The 24,239-nt window shown below is 50.9% G+C and carries 27 protein-coding genes; 3 read left to right on the top strand and 24 right to left on the bottom strand.

The window, feature by feature from the left end:
- The 21 genes from JRI46_08645 to folD all read right to left on the bottom strand — a co-directional run.
- On the bottom strand, window positions 1-249 hold a 249-nt coding region (locus tag JRI46_08645), incomplete at its 3' end, for a methylenetetrahydrofolate reductase (protein ID MBW2039648.1).
- 27 nt (window positions 250-276) lie between these two features.
- Entirely contained in the window at window positions 277-1,143 is an 867-nt protein-coding gene (lipA, locus tag JRI46_08640) for a lipoyl synthase (GenBank protein MBW2039647.1), read from the bottom strand.
- A gap of 16 nt (window positions 1,144-1,159) precedes the next feature.
- Complete coding sequence (locus JRI46_08635; GenBank protein ID MBW2039646.1) at window positions 1,160-1,966, bottom strand: lipoate--protein ligase family protein; 807 nt, start codon at window positions 1,964-1,966, stop codon at window positions 1,160-1,162.
- A gap of 3 nt (window positions 1,967-1,969) precedes the next feature.
- Complete coding sequence (gene gcvH, locus JRI46_08630; GenBank protein MBW2039645.1) at window positions 1,970-2,353, bottom strand: glycine cleavage system protein GcvH; 384 nt, start codon at window positions 2,351-2,353, stop codon at window positions 1,970-1,972.
- Between the two features lie 149 nt (window positions 2,354-2,502).
- A complete protein-coding gene (locus tag JRI46_08625) occupies window positions 2,503-3,018 on the bottom strand; it encodes an OsmC family protein (protein ID MBW2039644.1) in 516 nt (171 codons plus the stop codon).
- Between the two features lie 87 nt (window positions 3,019-3,105).
- Window positions 3,106-3,768: a methylenetetrahydrofolate reductase C-terminal domain-containing protein gene (locus JRI46_08620; GenBank protein MBW2039643.1), complete on the bottom strand. Its 663-nt coding sequence runs from the start codon at window positions 3,766-3,768 to the stop codon at window positions 3,106-3,108.
- Between the two features lie 67 nt (window positions 3,769-3,835).
- A complete protein-coding gene (locus tag JRI46_08615) occupies window positions 3,836-4,111 on the bottom strand; it encodes a hypothetical protein (GenBank protein ID MBW2039642.1) in 276 nt (91 codons plus the stop codon).
- On the bottom strand, window positions 4,099-4,347 hold the full coding sequence (locus JRI46_08610; protein ID MBW2039641.1) for a hypothetical protein: 249 nt from the start codon (window positions 4,345-4,347) through the stop codon (window positions 4,099-4,101). Before JRI46_08610 ends, JRI46_08615 begins: the two co-directional genes overlap by 13 nt.
- A gap of 51 nt (window positions 4,348-4,398) precedes the next feature.
- A complete protein-coding gene (locus JRI46_08605; protein ID MBW2039640.1) occupies window positions 4,399-4,596 on the bottom strand; it encodes a 4Fe-4S binding protein in 198 nt (65 codons plus the stop codon).
- A 43-nt stretch (window positions 4,597-4,639) separates the two neighbouring features.
- On the bottom strand, window positions 4,640-5,428 hold the full coding sequence (locus tag JRI46_08600) for an AAA family ATPase (protein ID MBW2039639.1): 789 nt from the start codon (window positions 5,426-5,428) through the stop codon (window positions 4,640-4,642).
- An 11-nt stretch (window positions 5,429-5,439) separates the two neighbouring features.
- Entirely contained in the window at window positions 5,440-6,819 is a 1,380-nt protein-coding gene (locus JRI46_08595) for an acetyl-CoA decarbonylase/synthase complex subunit gamma (protein ID MBW2039638.1), read from the bottom strand.
- A gap of 26 nt (window positions 6,820-6,845) precedes the next feature.
- A complete protein-coding gene (cdhC, locus tag JRI46_08590; protein MBW2039637.1) occupies window positions 6,846-8,069 on the bottom strand; it encodes a CO dehydrogenase/CO-methylating acetyl-CoA synthase complex subunit beta in 1,224 nt (407 codons plus the stop codon).
- Window positions 8,070-8,104: 35 nt separating this feature from the next.
- Window positions 8,105-8,656 carry a CO dehydrogenase/acetyl-CoA synthase complex subunit epsilon gene (gene cdhB, locus JRI46_08585; protein MBW2039636.1) on the bottom strand — a complete coding sequence of 184 codons (552 nt, stop codon included), beginning with the start codon at window positions 8,654-8,656 and terminating at the stop codon, window positions 8,105-8,107.
- A gap of 12 nt (window positions 8,657-8,668) precedes the next feature.
- Entirely contained in the window at window positions 8,669-10,996 is a 2,328-nt protein-coding gene (cdhA, locus tag JRI46_08580) for a CO dehydrogenase/acetyl-CoA synthase complex subunit epsilon (GenBank protein MBW2039635.1), read from the bottom strand.
- On the bottom strand, window positions 10,993-11,907 hold the full coding sequence (locus JRI46_08575) for an acetyl-CoA decarbonylase/synthase complex subunit delta (protein ID MBW2039634.1): 915 nt from the start codon (window positions 11,905-11,907) through the stop codon (window positions 10,993-10,995). The genes cdhA and JRI46_08575 overlap by 4 nt, the downstream gene beginning before the upstream one ends.
- A 21-nt stretch (window positions 11,908-11,928) precedes the next feature.
- Complete coding sequence (locus JRI46_08570; protein ID MBW2039633.1) at window positions 11,929-12,816, bottom strand: dihydropteroate synthase; 888 nt, start codon at window positions 12,814-12,816, stop codon at window positions 11,929-11,931.
- Between the two features lie 83 nt (window positions 12,817-12,899).
- Window positions 12,900-13,934 (bottom strand): methionine synthase, encoded by a 1,035-nt coding sequence (locus tag JRI46_08565; protein MBW2039632.1) that lies wholly within the window; start codon window positions 13,932-13,934, stop codon window positions 12,900-12,902.
- Between the two features lie 58 nt (window positions 13,935-13,992).
- Window positions 13,993-14,643 carry a (2Fe-2S)-binding protein gene (locus JRI46_08560; GenBank protein ID MBW2039631.1) on the bottom strand — a complete coding sequence of 217 codons (651 nt, stop codon included), beginning with the start codon at window positions 14,641-14,643 and terminating at the stop codon, window positions 13,993-13,995.
- 7 nt (window positions 14,644-14,650) lie between these two features.
- Entirely contained in the window at window positions 14,651-16,564 is a 1,914-nt protein-coding gene (locus JRI46_08555; GenBank protein ID MBW2039630.1) for an SLBB domain-containing protein, read from the bottom strand.
- On the bottom strand, window positions 16,561-17,058 hold the full coding sequence (gene nuoE / locus JRI46_08550; protein MBW2039629.1) for an NADH-quinone oxidoreductase subunit NuoE: 498 nt from the start codon (window positions 17,056-17,058) through the stop codon (window positions 16,561-16,563). Before nuoE ends, JRI46_08555 begins: the two co-directional genes overlap by 4 nt.
- Window positions 17,059-17,118: 60 nt before the next feature.
- Entirely contained in the window at window positions 17,119-18,006 is an 888-nt protein-coding gene (gene folD, locus JRI46_08545; GenBank protein MBW2039628.1) for a bifunctional methylenetetrahydrofolate dehydrogenase/methenyltetrahydrofolate cyclohydrolase FolD, read from the bottom strand.
- 264 nt (window positions 18,007-18,270) lie between these two features.
- Here folD and JRI46_08540 point away from each other — a divergent pair, with 264 nt between their 5' ends.
- Window positions 18,271-19,827 (top strand): acyl-CoA carboxylase subunit beta, encoded by a 1,557-nt coding sequence (locus JRI46_08540; protein MBW2039627.1) that lies wholly within the window; start codon window positions 18,271-18,273, stop codon window positions 19,825-19,827.
- Window positions 19,828-20,281: 454 nt separating this feature from the next.
- Here the strand turns inward: JRI46_08540 and JRI46_08535 are convergent, their stop codons facing one another.
- On the bottom strand, window positions 20,282-21,448 hold the full coding sequence (locus JRI46_08535) for a homocysteine biosynthesis protein (protein MBW2039626.1): 1,167 nt from the start codon (window positions 21,446-21,448) through the stop codon (window positions 20,282-20,284).
- 384 nt (window positions 21,449-21,832) lie between these two features.
- On the opposite strand from JRI46_08535, the gene JRI46_08530 reads away from it, so the two are divergent.
- A complete protein-coding gene (locus JRI46_08530; GenBank protein MBW2039625.1) occupies window positions 21,833-22,402 on the top strand; it encodes a lytic transglycosylase domain-containing protein in 570 nt (189 codons plus the stop codon).
- Window positions 22,399-22,953, top strand: a complete 555-nt coding sequence (gene pgsA / locus JRI46_08525; protein ID MBW2039624.1) for a CDP-diacylglycerol--glycerol-3-phosphate 3-phosphatidyltransferase — start codon at window positions 22,399-22,401, stop codon at window positions 22,951-22,953. Before JRI46_08530 ends, pgsA begins: the two co-directional genes overlap by 4 nt.
- Here the strand turns inward: pgsA and JRI46_08520 are convergent.
- Both JRI46_08520 and JRI46_08515 read right to left on the bottom strand, forming a co-directional pair.
- Window positions 22,950-23,798 carry an ABC transporter permease gene (locus tag JRI46_08520; GenBank protein MBW2039623.1) on the bottom strand — a complete coding sequence of 283 codons (849 nt, stop codon included), beginning with the start codon at window positions 23,796-23,798 and terminating at the stop codon, window positions 22,950-22,952. The genes pgsA and JRI46_08520 overlap by 4 nt on opposite strands.
- Window positions 23,795-24,239 (bottom strand): ABC transporter permease (locus tag JRI46_08515; protein ID MBW2039622.1); only part of this gene is annotated, 445 nt, incomplete at its 5' end. The genes JRI46_08520 and JRI46_08515, both read right to left, overlap by 4 nt.

The following is a 24,239-nucleotide window of genomic DNA, read 5'->3' as shown; positions in this document are numbered from 1 at the left end:
GATCCTGTTCCTATCGCGGCAGGTCATCTGAAAAATGGGATCCAAACCTTTTTTTACAAGCAGAGCGCAGGTTGCCAGTGAACCAAGCCTCATCACGGCACTTTGCTGATCGGTTACATTTACACCGTCAACCTTTCCATTGAGGATCTCGGCTACCTCCAAGATCTCTGTTGTATCTGTCCCTTTTAAGGGGCCGACTTCTGTTGTAACAACAAATTTTCCCTTATCTAATGCTTCTTTTAGAGCCATTATTTTTGCCCTCCTCGCTAAGATTAATCACGACGTGATGAATTTTTCCGAGAACTTGGAGGCATTGTAGGAGCTGCGGACATAGGGGGAAGATGCAACAAAACTAAACCCCATCTCCTCACCCTTATGCTTATATTCTTCAAATATCTTCGGGTGAACGTACTCCTTTACCTCGAGGTGATCTTTTGATGGCTGTAGGTACTGCCCTATGGTCAAAATATCACACCCGACACCGTGCAAATCGAGCATGACGTTTAAAACCTCCTCCATGGTTTCGCCCAACCCCACCATCAGACCCGACTTAGTATAGATGCCCCCATCAAAGACCTTAACCCTTCTCAATAGCTCCAGCGAAATTTTGTAGAAAGCCCCGGGTCTGACCTTTGGATAAAGCCTTGGGATGGTCTCCAGGTTATGATTGAAGATGTCTGGTCCGGCCTCTACAACAGCCTTTATACTCTCACTTGAACCCTTGAAGTCTGGGGTGAGGACCTCGACTACAACATTCTGGCTTATTTTCCGAAGTTCTTCAATAGTCCTTGCAAAATGCCGAGCTCCTCCATCGGAAAGATCATCCCTGGTAACCGATGTTACAACAACATGCTTCAATCGGAGCCTCCTGGCGGCCTCAGCAACTCTAGCTGGCTCGTCGTCAGCCAGGGGTTCTGGAACTCCATGTGGGATGGCGCAGAACCTGCAGTTTCTCGTGCAGATATTGCCCATGATCAAAAATGTGGCTGTGCCTTTTGAGAAACATTCCCCTATATTGGGGCACTTGGCAAAATGGCAGACTGTATTCAATCCCAGATCTGAGAGGAGCTCTTGAACCTCAAATATACGCCTGCCTGTAGGTATTTTTTTCACCAACCAACGAGGTTTAGAAAGTATAGACATTGCCTTTGGACTGCTGCTACCTTCTGTGATTCCACTCATAGGTCCTATACTTTGTCACTGCCAATTCTTGGCTGTGGTGGATCTCTTCTTCAGTCAAACTGCCTTCATAAAACCTTATACCCAGCGCCTGGGCAAAACCCTTCCATAGAGCCTCTTTCAGCTCCTGCAAGTCAATATTCTTGCCAACAACCTCACCCAAAGCAACCATCTTCTTGTTGAAAACCGAAAGGGCCTTATGACGAGAACCCTCTGAAGTAAACCTCAGCAGAGAAAAGAGAAGATCAGAATGCGAATTTATTGGAAGGGAGCCATGCTGGAGCAAGGCATTCCTTCTTCTCGCCTGGGCAGACCCGGCAAGTTTTCTTCCTTGATATGTAAGGTCTGCTAAAGTTGAAATGGAAAAGCAGGCCGCTGATCTAATATTTCTCGCTCCTGGCTTCAATTCCACATCAAGACCCAGAATCCTACAGCATTCTATTAAGCCCCGACTCAACAGCCGATAACTGCCCGCAATAGATTTTGGGAAGCCGTCATTGATTGAAATCACAATGCTGTAGGTCAGTTCCTGAGCGTGGAGAACAGCCCGTCCTCCTGTGATCCTCCTCACAATATCCACACCCGATTCCTGACACTTAGCTAAATCCACATCATACTCAATGGCCTGATTATATCCAAGAGAGAGGGCTGGCGGATTCCACTGGTAAACCCTCATGGTTGGCAGAACTCCTCCCTGAATGTGAGCATCTAGGATGGCCTCATCGATTGCCATATTCAGGAAGGCATTATTGACCCCTGTGTCTATGAATCGCCAGCCCCTCTTCAATCTTTACTCTTTCTTTAGTGTAGCCTGGTAATCACTGGCAGACAAGAGGTCATCGAGCTGATCTAGATCGGCCATCTCAACCTTCAGCATCCAGCCCTTTCCATACGGGTCATCGTTTACCAGCTTTGGCTCATCATACAGCTCTTCGTTTACCTCCTTTACCTCGCCATTGACCGGGCTATAGAGGTCGGATACTGCCTTCACGGATTCAATAGTTCCAAAGACTTCTCCCTTCTTTACGGAATTGCCAACCTTTGGGAGTTCCACCAATACTACTTCACCAAGCTGGTCCTGGGCATAATCGGTGATGCCAACTGTGCCAACCGTTCCTTCTGGTTTTATCCATTGATGCGTCTCAATGTATTTTAGTTCCTCAGGAAATTTCATCTTCTCCCTCCTTTTCGCTCCTTTTTGTTTATAAGAATCATAATGCGCCCTTATTGGGTAGCTAAAACTAATTTTTCATACCCTATGTACTTTTTAATTAACCCCCTAAGAAATGAAGTTCTTTCAAAAGTTTTAGCTCCTAAATCCGTCTATTTGGATTTCTTTGTTCTGATTTTCCACTCAATTGGGCTTTCGTTCCTGAGGTTGAAAAAGATGGGGCAATGACTGTTTACCTTCTCCATCAATTGATCAATCTTGGCCTGCTCTTCGTCAGATGTAATCTCAACCACTGGCTCGAGCTGATCAAAGCCTGGCTTGTATTTGCCTTCATGAAGACCAAGAAAACCAGCAAGGTTGATATGCCCTCGTGAGAAGATTTTAACATTGTCTATCTTAATGTCCAGAATCCTAGACCAAAACATTATAACCGTACCGATGCACGCACCAATCGCCCCCAGAGTGAGGAACAACGGTGAAGCAGCTTTGTCGGTACCTCCAAGGCCCGCTGGTGAATCCGTAAAGACCACATGCTTAGAGACATCCATGGTCATCTTGAAGCGCATGTCTCCGTCATACTCAACCGGTACGTTAAAATGCCTCTCTCCAGACTCAGGGTCCTTCTCTATATTTCTGTAGGTCTCCAAAAATTTTTCTTTAAGGTCCATATCTAATCCCTCCTTTTTTATGTTAATAGATTTACCTGATTATACTTCAGACTAATCGTCTTCTCTGTCTCCTCCTATCTCTTGACCTCAGCTTGTCACACCGGCTTTCCGCTCAAGAATCACCCTCCATCTCCGGCTCCTGGAGTAAGCCTTAGGTGGTTGGAACTCTTTGAGTCTTTCTATTTTCCCGAGTTCATTCAGTCGCTTAAATATAAGCTCCCAGGCGCAGTCCTTTTCAGGATCTACCTCGCACTTACCATCTTTTGCGCCGCCACAGGGTCCGTTGAGTAGCCCCTTTGCACAGCGAGTTAGGGGGCAAATTCCGCCTGTTTTTTCCAAGATGCATTCTCCACATAAAGAACACCTCTCCAAATATTGACCAAACCTCTGGATAGAGCCTAAAAATAAGGTGTTTAAGGCTGGATGCGCAACCTTGCCACTGGCCTCCACTACCGCTTGTACACCATTACCACACGCCATTACAAGCAAGGAATTTGCAGAGCTTACTTCCTCTTTCTTCTCGCGAAAGCCCCGTTTAACCTCCAGTATATGGCAAGCTGGGTTTAAGACTATCCAGCCAGTAACGATCTTACCCACACCCTCTAACTTCGCTTTCATCTCTTTTACCTGTTCCTCTCCACCAGTTTGACAGACTGTGGCACAATCCCCACATCCAACAATGAAAACCTTCTCCTCATCTTCCAGATATCCGAGAATTTCTTTAAAAGGCTTCTGTTCTGAGATTATCATTTCTTTTTTCCTTTCACCTAAGATTTGTAAAAAAATTAGAATTTTGGTTTATGAAGTAATTGTGTAATTATATTGGGTCAGCAACCCACTTGTAGATGTCCATTACCGGCTTCACCCCTGAGGGGTTAGGTCTTGCGCCTGATATCCCGCCGAATGGCACCCAGGTCCCAAGGGCGATCACAGCCAAGGCCTTTCTGCCAAGGTCTTCCACCCACTGGCGGAAGGGGATGGGCTCTTCCCCCCTTTCCCCCACGCAACAAAATACGCATCCGTCAGCGGTCGGGACCGCCACCTCTACGATTAAGACAAATTCGCCTTCCTTCTGCTTCCCTACATCTTCCAAAATTTTATAACTGGATCCCCTGCACCAGCCATAATGGTCGCCTGAAACCTCAAATTGATGTGTTTCCCAGGCACAACGTCATCAATAAGGACGTTCTTTATGTGTTTCCCAGGCACAACGTCATCAATAAGGACGTTCTTTATCGAAGGGGCTACTGTATTTAACACCGATACAGAACAACCGCTGCAGGTCCCCCCTTGAATCCATACCGCCGGTATTTCCGTAACTACGGACATTCTCAACCTCCTTGTTAATTTTGTCACAACAGATAAGTGATGAATTGGTTTTCAATATTCAAGTTTATAAACAGCCTGGCGAGGGCAGACCTCTATACACCTACCGCAATCCTCGCAGAAGCCAGAAATTACAAACGGAAGATCAAAGGGTTCCTCTTGTTTGAAGAGCTTCCTCGGACACTCCAATACAGCTAGACATATCCCCTTATCGCAGCTCTCGGGATGACACTTCGCATAATCAACAGCCACCTTTATCTTTTCAAGGATGACCAACTTAGTTGAGCAAATTTCGTCAGGCTGCAATACGCTCTGAAACAAAACGAAGCTTGGTCAGTATCTCCAACGCCCCCCTCCGGAGGGGTGAATCCTCAGGAAGCTCTATTATTGGCCTACCCTCTGCCTCAAACTCCTCCATATAAGGATCTTCAGGTATGGTCTCGGTCAACTCCATTCCCCCTTCTTTAATGAGGTCCTTCAAATTTGGGGGAAGCTCCCCGGTCACTCGATTGAGGATAAGGTAGATCCTCCTCACCTTGTTCCTGAGCTCACGAACTAGCTTCTGAGTCCTTGCCGCCGCAAGGACGCCGGGAACCGTAGGGTTAGATATGAGGAGCAACGTATCCACATCGGTGGTGGTCTGACGGCTGATGTGCTCCATTCCGGCCTCATTATCAATTACCACAAATCTGTAAGGCTTTGAGAGGCGGCTCAGTGTGGAGCGGAGCATGTGGTTCACAGCGCAGTAACACCCTGGCCCCTCAGATCTACCCATGGCCAGCAGATCGAGCCCCTTGGCCTCCACCAAGCCTTCCCTCATCTTTGCATCAAGCCACTCCTGCTTGGGGATCCCCGGATCAAATCCATCCTGGTATATCCTGTGCTCCATATACTCCCGTATACCCCCGATGGTATTGGTCTGGTCGTCCAAGGGTAGACCAAGTGCTATGTGCAGGTTGGTGGCTGGGTCACCGTCAACGCCCAGGACGGGCGGGCTGTGCTTTGCCAAAAAATTGATTAGCAGGGCAGAGATGGCCGTCTTGCCCGTCCCCCCCTTTCCGGCTATGGCTATAGTGGTGGGCATCTATCCTCCTTTTAGGCCTTGGCAGCCCCTTCTTTTACCTGTTTTGCAAAACCTGGCAGCCAAGCAGGTATCCCTGCTGCTTCTGGTGGGCCAACGATTGCATCCCACTCAAAGCCCAGTGCCTCCTCTGTCTCTCCCTTAATCCGGGCACACTTCCCTGGAATGACCAACTTCCTATGTTTCACCTTATTCGCCATCTCGGTCTGTTTAAAGACCTTAGCGATTATATCTCCATTAAACTTCCCCGCTGCCCAAGCGGTCAGTGGTCCGAGTCCCTCTGATTCGGTCACGGCAAGCCATGCTGAGACCTTACTGTTGGCTATCTGCGTGGAGACCAGAAAGTAGGTCAAGGCCCAGTTACTGGTAACCAACACAGGAGCGGTCTCATCAGGTGTCCCGATTTCGTAGGCCTTTGACTCCACCGCCATCGGGATCCTGGGGTCAGTATAGATGTTGAGGCGCTCTACTAGCAGAGGAAACAGGGAATCGCGGTCGAAATCTGAAAGGATGACTATCCCTGCAAATTTGATAATGAACGCAGAGGCAACCACCGCCTCCTTTACCCCACCTTTGGCAAAATGAAAGGGAAAGACTACCGTTGGATATCCCAGGGGTCTGAACTCCTGCCTTATCGCCGCCCGTCTCATCAAGGTCTGATCCCTGATCGCATCAAAAAAGTTTTTGGAACCTGGATCTAAGACAACCTCGTCAAGCTTCTCCTCCCTCAATCTGGTGGTCAGAGGTACGAGTTCTGACACACCTTCGGCACGAATCCCTATAGGGGTGGGCCTCTCCTTTATCTTGGGGATCACTGCATCTATGTTCTCTTTGGTAACGGGATAGAGCAGCGGCCTTCTACCAACACAGATATCGTAGGCCTCAAAGAGGGTATCTGTATCCTCACAGATAAACATCAAGGGCAGGTCCGTTGAAGCAGAGACCTTTTTTACCAAGGCCAAAAACTTCGAGCGATCACCGGACTCAAACTGCAGGGCCAATAGGTCGGCCTTAAGGGTTAGACCTATCCAGGTGAACTGAAGCTCCTTTATCTTCTTGATCTTCTCCTCAACTGTTGCCTCCTCTTCTGTATCTGAGATCAAAATGGCGACCCCAGTAGGGTGTCTGTAAGTCTTCTCATGCCGATAGATAATCTCTTCATCCCCTATCTCCAACTTGGTCTCGCCCGAACCTACGGTGACCAGCTTCATCAAGGGCGCCAGGGCCTCCTCAAGCTGGACCTTTGCCTCCGGGCTAAGGTAAGGACATTTGTCAAGGGTAGTCCCCCCAGAGGCAAGCTTCATGGCAAAGGCAAAACAGGTAGGGAACCCGCACTCGCGGCAAGGTTTCCTGTTGGGCAACAACTTGGCGATCTGTGTCCCGGATAGTGGCATTTCATATCCCTCCCTTTAGGTTATTTCTACTCAGGGAGCTCAACCTCCCCCAAAAGCCAGGGGTGTTGATGCTCATCCAACCAACTCAAAAGCTCGTCGGTGTCCTTGACGTCTTCCTCGGTGGCTATCTTGTCGTAGAGCCCTTTGGCTTCGAACACCTCCCTGTATCTCTCCTTGATCTCCTTCGCCATCCAGACCACCCTGTGAAGCCCCCCATCCTTCTGGATAAACTTGGGGGACCTTATCTGCTCCAGACCTGTGCCAAGCCTCCCCTCTACCTGCCTTCCCCCTGAGGTCTCACCAGCCATATGGGAAAAGGTCTCACCGATCACGGTCTCTCCCTTATAGTCCCTATGGACTATCCCGAAGGCGTCCACCTCAGGGATGTAGTACACTATTGCTTCGAAACAGCCACAAGATGTGTGGGGATGCTCAAAGGCACTGTAGAGGTAGACTCGCTCGACCCCACCAAGGGATCTCTGTTTCACTGTCTCATTGACCCCAGTGTACTCGCCCCTTATCTCGTCTACAAGCTCTCCCTTGGGGATGGCGAATATCGGTCCCTCCGGGTCTATCTTGGCAGCCGCCCTACCGTCGAACCAGTTTATCGCCCCACAATTGGCGATCCTGTTTGGGCTGATTACAGAGACATGGGTGGGGGCAAAGCTCTGGCAGAGGACACAGCCATAAAAGGTATCCACATCCTCATCGTTCAATTGTCTCGCCCTCTCATCCCTCGCCTCCCACCTCGCCTTGACCTCAGGAAAGGCCTTTTCTATCTCATCTGGATCCGTGATGATGGTGGCCTGGATCTTTTCGATAATCGGCAGCTCTGAGGTGTAGAGGAATATCAGAATCTCTCCGAACTCCTTCAGTGTATTCCAACCCTTCTCGGCACATACCTTATTCAACCTTATCCATACAGCATCCCTCTGGTTCATGTGATACCAACACTCAATAAAGTTGGTGAACATATGGATCCTTCGCTCAAGGACACCCATGGCATCCTCTTCCAGTTCTGCCCCTGCCACATCAATCATGATCCCTATAGGGTAGCTGCCCTCCTCCCCCAACTCACCAAGATCAGGGCCGATGAGCTCTACCTTTTCATTTTCGATCTCGTTGGGGTCCCTTAGCCTCACATGTTCAAACTTGCTCTCGACCTTTGGACCGCCAAACTCAATCCACAGCTCCTCCTTCCTCACTACCTCTCCCTCATATTGGGGGCCAATATCTGAATGCCAATCCATCTTAATACCTCCTTAGCTAAGATTCTATCCGTAATCTATGCCTTTGTTTGCAAGCTGCTCTTTAGACCCTCCAAAAATGCCTTCCAACTTTTGTCCTTTGTCACGTTGGTAAGGGAAAAGTCTGCGTTGGGGAAGTAATACTTATCCAAGGTCATCGTCTTTAGATGCTTATAGGCAAAGTGCTTGAGCACAGAGAGACACTGGTTTTGTAAATCGCTCCTTATGCCAAAGAAGATCACCAGATCGTGATTCCCTTCTCCCTTGACACCCTTCCAGTCGGGATCTCTAAGGACATTTACTATCTCCACCGCATCGTAGACGCTATCCGGGGTAACCTCCAGCTCTGTCAGCTTCCCCTTCAGATGCGCCGTAGCGCAGATCGGGATGTTGGCGGTCTTGGCTATATCCAAGGCATGTTCCAAGACGGATCTGCCATCAAGGGACCATTCCAAAAGTCTGGGTCCGAGTACAAGTAAGGGCCTCTCCGCCTTTGAAATAATCTTGGTAAATTGCTCAGGTTTCTCCAGGATTGCAGCACCCTTTATCCCTGTCAGGACATTTACCCGATGATATGGTACTGTAGCCATCTTTTCACCTCCTTAATGTATGACTGAATCGATGGGAACCTTCGACGGATAGGTCCCAATGAATGTGGGCAGGCCCACGGGCTCCTTCGGTTTCCACCCGATCTTCTCTAAATAGGGCATCACCTCTTTTCTATATACAAGGGGGATGTCTGCAGCCCTTCGGATATAGAGATGAAGGTCTTCAGGTAGACCACCACCCGTATACTTCTTGTAGAGGGAGATGTAATGGTTGAGCTTGATCCCCCTGCCTTGCGGGGTGTCGTTCTTCCTTATACAGAGTTTGGGGATCATTATCATGGCCTTCTCCTTTGTCTCGGCGACGTATGCAATATGCTCAGGGGAGGGCTCTCCCGTATCCACCAGCTCCCTTTTCCTGGCGTCCATCACCGTCCAATCATCCTCCTCTTTTCTAGAGAGATAGAGCCTTCTATATTTGGATGAATGGGGGCCTAGGACCACAGGGACACCCAACCTGTTGAACCCTGTGCCGATAGAGGCGGCCTTTTGGCTCATCGCGCCCCATGCCACCCCACAGGCACCCACCCGGTTGAGCACGTAATCGGCAATTACCTCGTAGTTTGCCCTGAGGGGTAGGCTGGCGAATATATTGGCTATCTTTATGGCCGCCCCAGAGATGTGGGCGTTGGAGACACAGGACCCGATGTTCACCACCCCTCCAGCATCAAAATCCGGAGGATATTTTTCATATACGGTCCTGCCGTCCTTGTCCTTTGTCATTCCGGCGACCATGGCTGCACATCCGGTGAGCACCACGATATACTTCCTTCTGGCAAATTCGTCCACCATCTCGGCCACATCCTCTATGTCTGGGTAGTTGGAACAACCCACAAGGGCGATAATACCAGGGATCGTCCCCAAGGTTATGGGGGCACCTACCTTTCTGATCTCCGTATCCATCACAGCGCCCCGTCCGGCCCTCACCTTCCAAGTCTCCCAGCTCGCCGCCGCCTGCATCAATCGGAATATAGGCACCCCCTGAGGGCATTCATGCTCACACTTCCCACAGCCGATGCAGAGGTTAAAGAGTCCCTTCATAAGTTCAAAGTTGCCTTTTGCCATCTCAGTTATCCCATCTCCTATGGAAAATAGATTGGGACATACCCTCTCACACATCCCACAATCGGTACATTTCTCAGCGAGTTTTTTGGCCTCCTCCTCGCTCAACAATTCCTTCTTCCTTTGAGGGGCAAGTTTCATCGCTACCTTTGCCGCAACTTCAGCCGCCTTGGCAGGCTCCAAGATGGCAAAATGCTCTTTTTTCTCCGTCATCCTCTTAATTATCTCGTCCGTGTCCATCTCCGAGGCATCCTCAAGCCCATACATCACCTTATCGAGGGTGGCGATGAGGGCCGACCCAACATTTGAGGCCTCCTCAGGCATGTTGGTGTTGATGCACTGCTCATCGGTCATGATCACGTCGGCGATACCCGTCCTTACGAAGAAGAGTTGCCTGGAAAGGGGACCGATGACCTTCGCCTTATCAGAGTATCTGGTCGTCTCAATGGCAGTACAGCATATCCCGCAGACCTCGACCTTATCTTCGAGGTTGTTTTCCCGAAGATAATCTACAACCACAGTTGAGGTAGCAGGATTATGGCCTACTACCAAGATGACAGGCTTGGACTTATCTATCGAGCCCCAACCCATCTCCACCAGAGGTGTATCGGCGACCGAGGTCGGGAAGTTGAACCCTACGATCTGGGCGATATCAGCCACCTCCATCCCTACATGGTCGAGCATACTGGCATGGAGTGCCTTCGATTCATAGTCCAGCGCGCTTCCTTCCTGCCCCATGTGGGTCGAATCGAGCAGATGGGCAATCTCCTTATAGACATACTCTATAGCATGTTTGAGATCAGCCAAGGTCTCCGGTTTGAGTCCTGTGACTGTCCTGATATTCGGGGCCTCAACTTCGATAAAGGTGCCCATATCTATCTTTTTGTCCGGCCCATGCCTGTCTATCAGGTATTCAAGGATGTGGCCTGCATGGGCAGCATGGGCCGAGCACCCCATAAGACACGCCAATAGGACTATCCTCGCCTGTTGAGTGGCTATGTCTATACCGCATGCCCCCCTTCTGTCCTGGGTGAGGTCACACTTGCCGTAAGTACATAGACAGCATAGATCGCAAAAGGGGGCGTACCAGGGCTTGTAGGTCTTAAGCAGCCTCATATCCCAACTTCTGAGATCAGTTATCCCGGGCATAGGCGTGGGGCCCACCGGCTCCCATTCGATCTCCGCCTTAATAAGTTCCCTTATCTCCTCCTGTGTCTTAGTCAACTCCTTCACCAGTTCCTTCATTTCCTTTTTTTCACTCATTTTCCATTACCTCCAGTGATTTCTTTTATTAAGTTCAAGGTATCGGGATGCCTCAGAACTAGGATATTCGCCCCAGCCATAAGAAAGGAAAGGGCCGTTACCCCTTCCCAAATCAGGGCCTGCTCCTTGGTCTCCTTTGCCTCTCTTGTCTTCCAGGATTCTGTCCCCAGGTTGGCTATTATCGGCATCTGGGTCATATCATCCTTAAAGATCACCCCGGCCTGCTTCACCCGCTCCATCAAGCTGAAGGTGTACTCAAACCCATATCCAAGGGCCGAAGATAAGGGATCTATCACGATCCTATCCAAGGGGCAGAATTTACTGAGCCTTACGTTGAGTTCCTTTAGGAGGTTGATATCAACTGGGGTCTGGGCGATCAATGTGTGGCCATGATCCAGGGCCACCTTGGCGACTACTTCATAGTTCTCCTTTAAAACTGGACCCAAAAGGAGGTTTATCCCGCTACAGGCCTCGGCCACCTTGGGAAGGACCAAGGCATCTTTGTCGGCATCTGCTGAGCCGTAGATGACAAGTGGGCAATTTATCGCCTCCGCCACCCTTTTTGTTATCTCGGCTGCCTGCTCTGGGGGGCTATCCTTCACCGACGGGTCGGTGCTCACAAGCCTGAGGCAGACCGCATCTGCCCCATAGGCCTCACATTTCTTCGCCCAAGCAATAGGATCTGAGACAACATCCTTGAAGGGCTCAACTCCCCACTCAGGCCAGTCCTCCGGCTCCATATCCCATAGCTCTAGAGCAAATTTAGGGGGGTTGGGATAAGAACCTTCATCAAAAGAATGAAGCGGTAGGATGTTTTCCCCCCCGAGCCTTAGGGCCTTCTCCCCTTTGCCTATCGTTACCTCCCTTGCCACACCAGGGTAAGAATCAATTGGTGCTCTATACTCCATCATCCACCCTCCTTTTATTAAGATTTAGCTCTCGAGCCAGGCGTCAGAATAAAGGGTCTTCCCGATCATAACCTCTGCTGTCTTCACATAATCCTTCTCCTCCTTGGAAAGGGAGGAAAGCTCTACCTCCTCGCCGTCCATGACCTTATGGATCAGATCGCTGATCTCGGGCATCTCACCCCTTACCAAGCGAACAAATGCTTTTTCAAGGACATCTGCAATGGCAGAGTAGAGTCCGTTTCTCTGGAGCATGACTGCAAACGTCTGGTTGAGTATAGGCCGAAGCTCCTTTGGGACCCCATTGGAGACATTTGAAAGCCCCACTGTTGACTTCACGCCGGGCAGGAGGTCAGGAAGTATTTTTATAAACTCCAGATTTGCCGCTGCATGGCGCTGTCCCTCGCCAGCCGTGCTGATCGGTAGAATAATGGGATCAACCCATATGCTTTCATTGGGTATACCAAGACCATTGGCATGTTCCACCACCTCAAGGATGCTCGAGACCCGCTCATCAACATCAGGAGGCATTCCATAGTCGGCTATAACCGATATGACGACGTCACAATCGTATTTCTTGGCAAGAGGAAGCATCTGCTGTTTGCTCTCGGTCTTGTTCGAAGCTGAATTTAAAAGGGGCCTCTTCTTGCATACCTTCAAACCGGCCTCCATGGCCACAGGGTTCATAGTATCTATAGAGAGGGGAAGATCCACAGCCTCCTGAACCGCATTCACTATCCATTGCATCATCTCTTCAGGGTCCTTCCTCGCTGGCCCGACGTTTAAATCTATGTAGTCGGCTCCAGCCTCGGCCTGAGCTACAGCCAAGTCTTGGATCACCTTTGGATTCCTCTCTTTCACTGCTTCATTTACATCCCTTGCGATAACATGAATGCTCTCCCCTATTAGAATCATTGGATTATTACCTCCCATTTTGTCCGTATTTCCGTGAATAATACATCCCCCGGCAGAAAGTCAAGCATTTTTTGACCTCTCTGCTATCTTGTAATCCTCTCCCTAAAAAGGGCACTGATCTGCCTCGTCCCCTCATAGACCTTTTGCGCCTCAGTCCTGTTCAGCAAGCCTGTGCCACAACTGGGGGTGATCAGAGAACCCCTGTAGAGCATGTCCTCATCTATGCCTCGCTCCTTGAGGCAAACAATCCCCTCTTCCAACCTCTTGAACAATTCCTCAGTCACAGCCCTTTTGAGGGCCTCTGCCTCTGTGGGGATGATCCCCCAACCTACTGCACCTCCTCTTTCGAAAAATGCCTTCACCTCCTCCGCATATAAGATAAAGCTTGAGAGGTGATTATAGGCATCAAAGTCAATGATGTCCAATCCCACCTCCATAATCATGGGCCAATCAGTATTGCCACAGATATGGACCCCTTTATATCCTTGGAGTCCCCTGATCGCCTCCCTAAGGGTATCTACCACCATCTCTTTATAAAGATTCATATAAGGACTCCCATAGGCACTAAGGGTCGGTTCATCAAAGAAGATGATGCTCTTGGCCTTCGGCAACACTTCCTTGAAAACCCGTTCCTGCCACCTGGCCTTCATGGATACCACCTTTACAATCATATCTCGAAGGCCCTCGTCGAAAAGAGACAACCTCCCCTGTTCGTCTTTGAGGGAAAGCCCCAAGGTGACAGGACCCGTGACCTGACCTTTTACAAAGGGGGCATCACATCCCTTCACCAGCTCCAAGAATCTGTAAAGGCCCTGTGCCCTTTCCGGCTTTATGGCAAAATAATCGAGATCACCCTCCTCGTAACAGGAGAAAAACTCATCCCATTCCTCAAGGGGTTCAAAAGGACTGCGTAAAAACACCTTACCCTCTTCCTCCACCAACCCCGGTATACCATCGAGGAATTGATTGATCATCCCTTCCTGAGGATCTAACTGGGGTAGCTGAGGCCAATGAGGGGCCTCAGGCATATAAGAGAGAACGACCTCACAGGCATCTCTTGGATCCTGATGGGGGAGGCTCCCGACCCCTGTGGCTATAAAATAGAACCCCTCTGGCATCCTTTCCCCTTAAACTTTTTGAAAAAGGGAGACAATCCCACACCGAGACGATGAATCATTATACCTCTTTTATCTCCTCTTTGTCTTTAAAATACAATGCCCCTACTGGACATACCTTCACGCACTCCCCACAACCTATGCAGGGGCTCTGGGCTATCGGCTTCCCCAAAAAGGTGCTGATCCTCATGTTGTACCCCCGATAGGCGAAATCGAGTACGTCGGCCCTTATCTTCTCCTTGCATACCCAGATGCATTTGCCGCAAAGGATACACTTATTGGGGTCGAGGACGAAGAGCGGATGGCTCTCATCAGGCTCAAGCCTCTCTTTAGGGAAGGGGCGCAGATTCTTGGGGACCTTTACCTTCAGAAACTTCATCCATTTGAGGAGCTCACAATCTCCCCTCTTGGGACAGGTCTTGCACTCCATGGGGTGATCAGCGAGGATCAGTTCCATCGCCCTCTTCCTCAACCTCTGCACCCTTTCCGTATCGGTATGAACCATCATCCCCTCCCCAACAGGCTCAGTACAGGAGGTCACCACCCCCCTTCCCTCTATCTCTACGAAACAAAGCCTGCATGCGCCCCAGGCGTTTTCGGCCTCTCTTATCGCACAGAGGTGAGGGATCTCTATACCTGCATCGAGGGCGGCCCAAAGGATTTTCTCCCCCTTCTTCGCCTTCACTTTCTTTCCATCTATGGAGAAATCCACATATTCCTCAGCCACCTATCTTTGCCTCCAACTCCTTTATCCTGTCCGGGGGGGAGACCTTTATGACTGCATTATACTCAGGAGGGCATATCTCTAGGCAGGTACCACACTTAACGCATTTATCCTGCTGGATCCTCTTAGTCCTTGTCTTCTCATCGCTCACAATCGCCTCCGTGGGACAGGTGAGGACACAATGCTCACAGCCTCTCTCGCACCTTTCAGGTAGGATGTAATAGGCTATAAGGTCCTTGCAGACCAAGGCTGGGCACCTCTTCTCTTTTATATGGGCCTCGTACTCATCCCGAAAGTAGCGAAGGGTGGTGAGTATAGGGTTAGGGGCAGTCCTGCCGAGATTGCAAAGGGCCCCTTCGGCAAGGTCCTTTGAGATCTCCTCCAAGAGATTCAGGTCCTCCTCCCTTCCGTTTCCCCGGACTATCTCCTCAAGGATAAGGGAGAGTTGCTTTATCCCCAAACGGCCCATTATGCACTTCCCACACTCCTCGCGCGCCAAGAAATCAAGGAAAAAGCGGGCCGTCTCTACCATGCAGTTGTTCTCATCCAAGACGATCATCCCCCCCGAACCCATGATCGCCCCTGCCGCCTTGAAGGAGTCGAAGTCCACAGGAAGATCTAGGGCCTCCTTGCCCACGCAACCACCTGCAGGACCCCCTATCTGAATCGCCTTTAACTCCCTGCCTTCCGGGACCCCTCCGCCCACATCGAAGATGACCTGCCTGAGGGTGGTACCCATCGGGACCTCAACAAGTCCTATCTGCTCTATCCTACCTGCCAAGGCAAAGACAGCCGTGCCAGGACTTGAGGGAGTCCCGATGGAGCGGAACCCCTTAGCCCCCGTTCCCATTATCCTGGCTACGAGCGCCAACGTCTTCACGTTGTCCACCACCGTCGGTTCCCCATTCAGGCCATACTCAGCAGGGTAGGGGGGACGGGGCCTGGGCATCCCCCTTCGCCCTTCGATGGAGGCGATCATTGCAGTCTCCTCACCACACACAAACGCCCCCGCGCCCGCTACAGTCTCGATGTCAAAGGAAAACCCAGAGCCAAAGATGTCCTCGCCCAGAAGGCCATACTCCCTTGCCTGCATCAACGCCTGCTCTAGACGATCCAGGACAAGCGGATATTCCATCCGCGTATATATGAAACCTTCATAGGCACCGACGGCATAAGCGGCGATGATCATCCCTTCGATCATTGAATGGGGGTCACTTTCCAAGACCACCCTGTCCATGAAGGCCCCAGGATCACCTTCATCTGCGTTGCAGATTATGTACTTCATTTCATTTTTCGTACTCCGGCAGAGGTCCCATTTACGGCCTGTTGGAAACCCTGCCCCTCCCCTTCCCCGGAGGCCGGCCTTGCTCACCTCATCTATGATCTGCTCCGGCGACATGCCTAGGGCCTTCCGCAGCGAAAGATAACCACCACGAGCAATATAGTGATCTATATCCTGTGGGTCTATGTAGCCACAATTCCTCAGGACCAGCCTCTCCTCTATCTCAAACCTGAGCATCTCAGGTATGTAAGGGGCAGCATCTTCAGTAAGGTCCAAGGTCCCCAATGCGAGCTCCAGACACGGGTCGTCCCCCAGGATAAACCCATCGACCAGGCGTTTGACCTCCTGATAGGTCACATTTCGATAGCATATAGGGGGAAGCCCTATCTCGGGCTTGCTGATGATAACCAATGGTTCCGCGAAACACAACCCCATACAACCCACCTCAGTTATCTGGCCCTGGATGCCCTCCTTTTCCAACTTTTCGCGAAACTCCTTAAGGGTATCCAAGGCACCTGCAGCCCTTCCGCATGTGGGCGTCCCTATGCGGATATGAATAGGAGATGCCTCCAAGGCCTCCCACTTCTCCTTGGCCCTTTGGTAGATCTCCTCCCAATCATTCGTCACTCTTGATGTTCCTCCGAGCTTTTAGAGCCTTTGTCCCTCAATCCTGCGAAGACCTCTGCTACCTTATAAGGGGTCATTTTGGGGTGGATGATGTTGTTTATCAGCACCACAGGGGCCTTGGTGCAGCAGCCGATGCAACCTACCCTCTCCAAAGAGTATTCGTGGTCAGGGGTTATTCCCCCAACCTTCACATCCAGTTCCCTCTCAAACCCATCCAAGACCAGCTGTCCGCCCATGGTATGGCATGCAGTCCCCATACATACAACGATGTGATGCTTTCCAAGAGGGACAAAACGAAATTGATTATAAAAGGTGGCCACCCCAAAGGTCTCCGCCTCGGAGATCCCTAGGTGAAGGGCCACCTCTTTCATTGCATCCTCTGAGAGATAACCCAGTTTTTGTTGAACTGTTTGTAGAAGACGGATTAGATATCTACGTCTTGCAGGGAAATAGGAAAAAACCTCCTTAAAGACCTCACCCTCTTCATCCAGCATGCGCCCTTGCCCCCCAAGTCTGCCAAGAAAAAAGATCTAATATGGCACTGACAAAAATCATCACACAAGACCCGCTGCAAGCTTGGCCGCCTTCACTGTATTGAGCATCAGCATGGTGATGGTCATGGGGCCTACCCCACCAGGTACGGGTGTGATGGCGCTAGCCTTCTCCTTCACCTCCTCAAAGTCGACATCCCCTGCTAATTTCGCCTTCCCCTCAGGGGTCTTGCCGATGCGGTTCACCCCCACATCGATCACCACCACCCCCTCTTTTACCATATCCGCCGTTATCGCCTTAGGACGACCTGCTGCCACGATGAGGATATCCGCCCTCCTGGTATGAAAGGCCATATCCTTGGTACGGGTGTGACAAACCGTTACGGTGGCATTGGCGTTGGGCATCTTCTGCATGAGGATGGCTGCGATGGGCTTGCCGACTATGTTGCTACGCCCCACCACTACTACCTCTGATCCCTCGATTTGTGCCCCGGAGCGGATCAGCAGTTGCCAGATCCCATGGGGTGTGCAGGGGAGAAAATCGGGTTCTCCGATCAAGAGCTTCCCCACATTAACGGGGTGAAAGCCATCCACATCCTTTTTTGGATCGATGGCATAGAGGACCTTTGTCTCGTCGATATGCTTGGGCAGGGGTAACTGGACCAGAATGCCATGAACCTTGGGGTCTTTGTTGTACTTATCGATAAGGGCAAGAAGGGCCTCTTCGGAGATATCAGCCGGTTGAGTATCCTGGATGGAGTAAAACCCCAACTCTTTGGATGTCCGCTGCTTAGCTGTTACATAACTTATCGAGGCTGGATCCTCCCCAACCAAGATGGTGATCAACCCCGGCTCTATACCGTGTTTTTCCTTAAGTTCCCCTACCTCTTTTTTGAGTTCCTCTCGGATCTCCTTAGCTACCTCTGTCCCCTTTATGAGCCTAGCAGCCATAACTCCTCCCTCCTTTGAATTTAATTTCAAAGAAACTTGACCTCATTACCTAAAGAAATAAAATAGGAAAGTACCTCCCCCCACAAAGAGGCTTCAAATTAAGATATTTTCCCTCCCTTGTCAAGCCCTCTTTGAAAAGGCTCTGGAGGGATTTTCCAGGCAAAAGGCCTCTTTTGGGTTGACAAGAATGAAGTCTTCAGATAAATTGAATTTGTGATATTTTGAACATACTCACTTTAGAACATATAAGAAAGGAGGTCTGGAATGGGAAAGTTTGATGGTACATATGATGATTATATGAAGCGACGGAAATTTGTCCTGGACATGGGTGGTGAAAAGGCCCTCGCGAAGCGCAAAGAAAAGGGACAGACCAATGCGCGAGAAAGGATCGACATGCTCCTTGATCCTGGGACCTTTGTTGAAGTCGGTACCTTCATGAGGCATAGGCAATACGCGTTTGGCATGGCTGATAAAATCATACCCGCTGAAGGTGTCGTTGCCGGATGTGGAAAGATAGATGGCAGGAATATCGTGGTTGTCTCTGAGGATTTCACAGCCATGGCCGGTACCTTTGGCGAGTATCATGGAAAGAAGTTCGTGTGGGCCTGCGATTTCGCCAAGGAGAAGGGATGGCCCTTTGTCGGGATCAATGACTCCGGCGGTGCACGTCTCCAGGAGGGACTGGATACCCTGGAGGCCTACGGGTGGACCTTCCGCGCCCAGATCCTTGCCTCGGGGATTGTGCCCCAGATAGCCCTGCTCCTCGGTCCCTGCCTCGGCGGTCAGGCCTACCACCCCGTCATGAACGACTTCCTCATTCAGAGCAAAAAGACCGGCTTTATGGGGATCGCGGGACCTGCCTTTGTCAAGACCGTGACAGGTGAAACGATTAGCCTGGATGATCTAGCAGGCTGGCAGTCCCACGCGGTGAAATCAGGTTGCACCCATGTCGTCGGGGAAGATGACAAGGAGTGTATAGAGCTGGCCCGGAAACTTCTCTCGTACCTGCCCTCTAATAACAGGGAAAAGCCGCCGACAATTGAGACCAATGACGACCCGAACAGAGAGATCCCTGAACTCGATGAATTCCTTCCCGATACAGCTCTTCGAGTCCCCTATAGTATGTATCCACTCATCGACATGGTCGTGGATAAGGGCAGCTTCTTCGAGATACACAAATATTTCGCTCGCAATCTCATTGTTGGATTCGCAAGGTTCAACGGCAGGGTAGCCGGGATAGTGGCGAATCAGCCCACGGTACTGATGGGAGGATTGGACTGCGACGCCTCTGACAAGCTGGCGAGGTTCGTCCGTTTCTGCGACCTCTTCAATATACCGCTTGTGACCTTCGTGGACTGTCCGGCCTTCTGGATCGGCTCTCCGCATGAGTGGAAAGGGATCTTGCGCCACGGGGCAAAGACCCTCTTTGCTTGGGCGGACGCCACCGTACCCACGATCTCCGTGATCATAGGAAAGTCTTATGCAGGTGCCCACTATGCCATGCTCGACAAGAGCATAGGGGCTGATCTCTGCTACGCCTGGCCAACAGCCAAGATCAACATTGTGGGGGCTGAGACCGCGGCGAGCGTTATCTTCGCCAAGGAAATTAAACAGTCTGAGAATCCGAAAGAGACCGCAAAGCAACGGATCGATGAGTATCGGACTAAGTACGAGCATCCCTATCAGCCTGCAGAACGGGGGTATGTGGACGATGTAATCATGCCCCATGACACGAGAAAATACGTCTGTCACGCCCTCGAGCTCTTGGAGAACAAGCAGGTAGCCAGGCCCTGGAGAAAGTACTCCAATATCAACCTGTAAGGCTCATCACAGGGTTTTGCTTCCAGACGTTAGGTAGTTGATCTGAGGGTACAAGGGGGTTTTTCCTTGTACCCTTAATTTTTGTCCGAAAAAAACCTCCTCGCAGATGTCCTTCCTTTTCCACGATTTTCAGGAAATCCCTGATAACTTTATCACTGGCCAATTGCAGATCTTTTTGGTGAAAGGGCAAGAAACGGTTTACCCACAACAAATAAAATCGGCCCTGCTTGCGGGGAATAGCCTTAATTTTGTCTGAACTAAGATCATGATACAAAAACAAACAGAAAAGATGTTTGCGCTTTTATCCCGATTCCTACTTCATCCTTGTCCAGCTCCCTCACAAAGTGCAAGATGCATTACTGACGATAAGATAGTCATTTTATTTGCACCCAACAAGGCGCTGCACACGGCTGGGGATTCCGTTGGCGCTCATCCCCGCCGCTGAGTTTTGACGTTAGACCGGCAGGGTCTTTTGGGGCACCCCCAAGGTAAACCACTCCTCCTGAATCCAGCCCTTGAGGATAGCGGCAATCTCCCTGGCCTTGAGATAACTGGATAAAGGGACAGTGGGCACTTCCTTTCCATTAAAGATCACCTGCCCACTCTTGAGCTCCTTATAATTCACCTCCCCATAACTCTTGTTGACACCCTGGGGGTAATCGTCCCCATAATCAACGATCTGCGTGTAGATCTCCTCATCCTTGACAGCGGTAAAGCGAAGCATCTCCTCATCGAGGATGGGGATGGGGATACCAATCCCCACGATCAAGGTAGCACCATACCCTTGGATACTCCCCCCCTTCAGCCACTCAGGCTTCATCCCCTTTAAATCCCCCACCACCGCTATGGTCCCCGCCGGGCCTCTTACCACCCCGCTAGTCCCTCTGGGGACATGGGGGTTGTGCTGGGTCCCCGACCAGACCACAAACCCCTCCCCTCCCCCTAAAAATATCTTGGTCCCTATCCCGATAGTCTTGTAATAGGGGTCATTGAGGAGGGGGCTCAACTGCCCAGCGCTGCAGTAATTGATGTTCCCCCCTTGGGGTTTAAGGGTCCCCATGTAGGTATAGATTACCTTGTCGGAGAGGTTTATGGCACAATTGTAGTTCTGAGAGGCGTTGCGGGGATTAAAGAGAAAGGCGTCCACAAGGTCATCCAGGGTGACCCTCATCTCCACCCGTCTGTTGGGGTAACAATGGGTCCCGTATCCCTCCGCCACCAGTTCTACCTCTTTACCTGCCACTAGGTCATGGATGACATGCCCCCCCCCATAATCAAAACCCCCCGGGTAGACTTTATTGAAAGGATCATCTTCTGCAAGTTCTGTGGCCCCAATATAGATGTCCACGGCTGCCACTCCAGCATAGGCGGGGACGTTGTTCAACCAAACCCTGTGAGCCTTTATCTTGGGGGAGGTATGGCCGAAGTTTAAAAAGGCTCCCGAGGAACACATGGGGGCAAAGGTCCCAGTGGTCACCACATCCACTCCCCTGGCCGCCTCCTCCACTCCCTTCTCCTCCACGATCCCGATGACCTCCTCGGCCGTCACCACCACGGCCTCCCCTTTGCGTATGCGCTCGTTTATCTCCTCATAGGTCTTTTGCACCTTCGAACTCCCCATCCGACCGCTCCCAGGACAAAAATTGACCCTATCATAAACCTACTCTGTCACCCCGTCAAGGGGTAAGGGCTTTAAGAACTTTCCCCAAAAATCATCCTTAATATTAGAAATATTCTTTAATAACAGCAAGATAGATGATTTTGAAATGGAAAAGCGATATCCTCCTTTTTTGGGGGGGTGAGGGTCAATTTTTGGTAAACTTTTTGCATTAAATTTTCCTGTGGCCATTTAAATTGTTGGGAAAGTCCTATAAGGGCTTTCCCCTTGACTTCGCACCTTATCAAGTTGTAAAAAGAAGAATGTAACAGTTTGAGTATAATCAGTGGCATTAGGAGTAAAGGGTTGCGCTTTATTGCCATTATAGGGTATATTTTTGTCTTAACAATGGTGAACTCCCCTGCTTTGGCCGATATCTTCCTCTACATCGACCAGGAAGGTATAATGCACTTCACCAATGTACCAACCCATCATCGTTACCGCGTCTTTTTGCGAGAACGCTCCAGCAATCACGCAAAGACACTGAGAAGATATAAGTCCGATTCCAACAGATATAATCGCCTTATCGAGGAATCCTCCCGAAGGTATGGGGTCGATTACGCCCTGGTAAAGGCGATCATCAGGGCCGAGTCTGGTTTTGACGCCTATGCTATCTCAACAAAGGGGGCAGAGGGCCTTATGCAACTCATGCCCAAGACCTCCAAGAAGCTCAACGTCCTAAACCCCTTCGACCCCAGGGAGAACATCGAGGGGGGGGTCAGACACCTGCAATACCTATTGAAGCGCTTTGATCAGGACCTGAAGCTTTCCTTGGCCGCCTATAACGCTGGAGAGACCGTCGTCGCTCAATTCAGGGGGGTCCCCAACTATAGAGAGACGAAAAACTATATAGCTGAGGTCTTAAGTTATTACAGCGAATATAAAAACAATTCGACAAAAGGCAATCCTGTAAGATGAAGGCCAAAAAGGGAGGCTTCTGGAATTTGTCCAATACACTTACCCTCTTCCGCATAGGGGCCATACCCCTTGTCGTCCTCTTCCTCCTCTTCCCCGGGAAGGGGGCGAGTTTTACCGCTGCCCTCATCTTTCTGTTGGCCGCAATCAGTGATGGGTTGGACGGGTACATGGCCCGCAGGAGGAACACAGTGACCAATCTGGGCAAGCTCCTCGACCCCCTGGCCGACAAGCTCCTGGTCTGCACTGCCCTCATTATGCTGATCTCATTGGAGAGAGTGTGCGCTTGGATAGTAGCTGTGATCATCGGCAGGGAGATGGCGGTGACCACCCTCAGAGGGGTGGCCGGGGCAGAAGGGGTGATCATCTCAGCCAGTCGCCTCGGCAAGATGAAAAATCTCTCACAACTTTCTGCCACCAATCTCCTTATCCTCCACTATCCCTATTTCTCCCTTGACGTCCATTGGCTCGGAACGCTGCTGCTCTGGCTCGCCCTCGTCCTGACCATCTGGTCCGGGCTCGACTACTTCGCCCGTTTCCTCAAGAGGGTTTAGGGCTCGATCTTGGGATCCAAGGCGTCCCTCAGTCCCTCCCCCAAGAGGTTATATCCGAGCACGGTCAGCAGGATGGCCAATCCAGGATATAAAGATAGCCAGTAGGCGATCTCTATGTTGTCCTTTCCAGCGGTGAGAATATTCCCCCAACTGGGGGTCGGAGGTTGTACCCCGATCCCCAAAAAACTGAGGGCCGACTCCGTCAAGATGGCTCCCCCGATCCCCAAGATGGCCGATACAAAGACCGGGGCCATGGCGTTGGGGAGGATATGGCGGAAGATGGTCCTCATATCACCCGCCCCCTGGGCCTTGGCGGCCAAGACAAACTCACGCTTCTTAAGGGAAAGGACCTCCGCCCGCACCAGCCTGGAGACTCCCATCCAGCTGGTGAGGCCGATGACAACCATGATGTTCCAGATGCTGGGCTCCAAAAGGGCGATGACCGCCAAGATGAGGAAGAAGGTGGGGAAACAGAGCATGATGTCCACAAACCTCATAATGATGCTGTCTACTAACCTCCCGTAATAACCGGCCACGGCCCCTAGTATCACCCCGATGAGGGTGGCGATGCCCACCGCCACAAAGCCGACCAAGAGGGAAATCCTACCCCCCCAGATGATACGGCTCAATACATCCCTGCCCAACTGATCGGTGCCTAGGGGGTGTTCCCTGCTGGGAGGACTGAGGACATGTTCGACGTCGATAAAAGAGGGATTATAGGAGCAGATCAAGGGGGCGAGCAAAGAGGTGAAAAAGAGCGAGAAGACCACTATCGCCCCCCCTACAGCAAGACGGTTGCGGGAAAATTTGAACCAAAAAAGCCCCCTTAAAGATCTCCCTTTCATCCCCCCACCCTTATCCTCGGATCGGCCAGGGCATAGGCCAGGTCCGCCAACAAATTGCCCAGTAAGGTAAGGATCGCCCCAATCACCAATATACCCATGATCACCGGGTAGTCCCTGGCCATCACACTATAGAAAAAAAGTTGCCCCATCCCGGGGATGGAGAAGATGGTCTCAAAGATGACGCTCCCCCCGATGAGGCCAGGCACGGATAGACCCAAAAGGGTGATAAAGGGCAGGAGGGCGTTTCGCAAGGCGTGTTTGTAGATCACCTTCCCCTCTGAAAGACCTTTGGCCCTGGCCGTGGTGATGTAGTCCTGATGGATCACCTCCAACATGGAGGAGCGCATATACCTGGAAAGCCCTGCCAAACCCCCGAAAGCGGAGACCAGGACAGGCAAGAGGAGGTGTCTCGCCCGATCTAAGAACATCCCCCAGGGGGAA

The sequence above is a fragment of the Deltaproteobacteria bacterium genome (assembly GCA_019308925.1).
Classification (GTDB): Bacteria; Desulfobacterota; B13-G15; order B13-G15; family RBG-16-54-18; genus JAFDHG01.
Note: the sequence above shows the minus strand (reverse complement) of the source record. Positions and strands in the feature narration are given on the sequence as shown.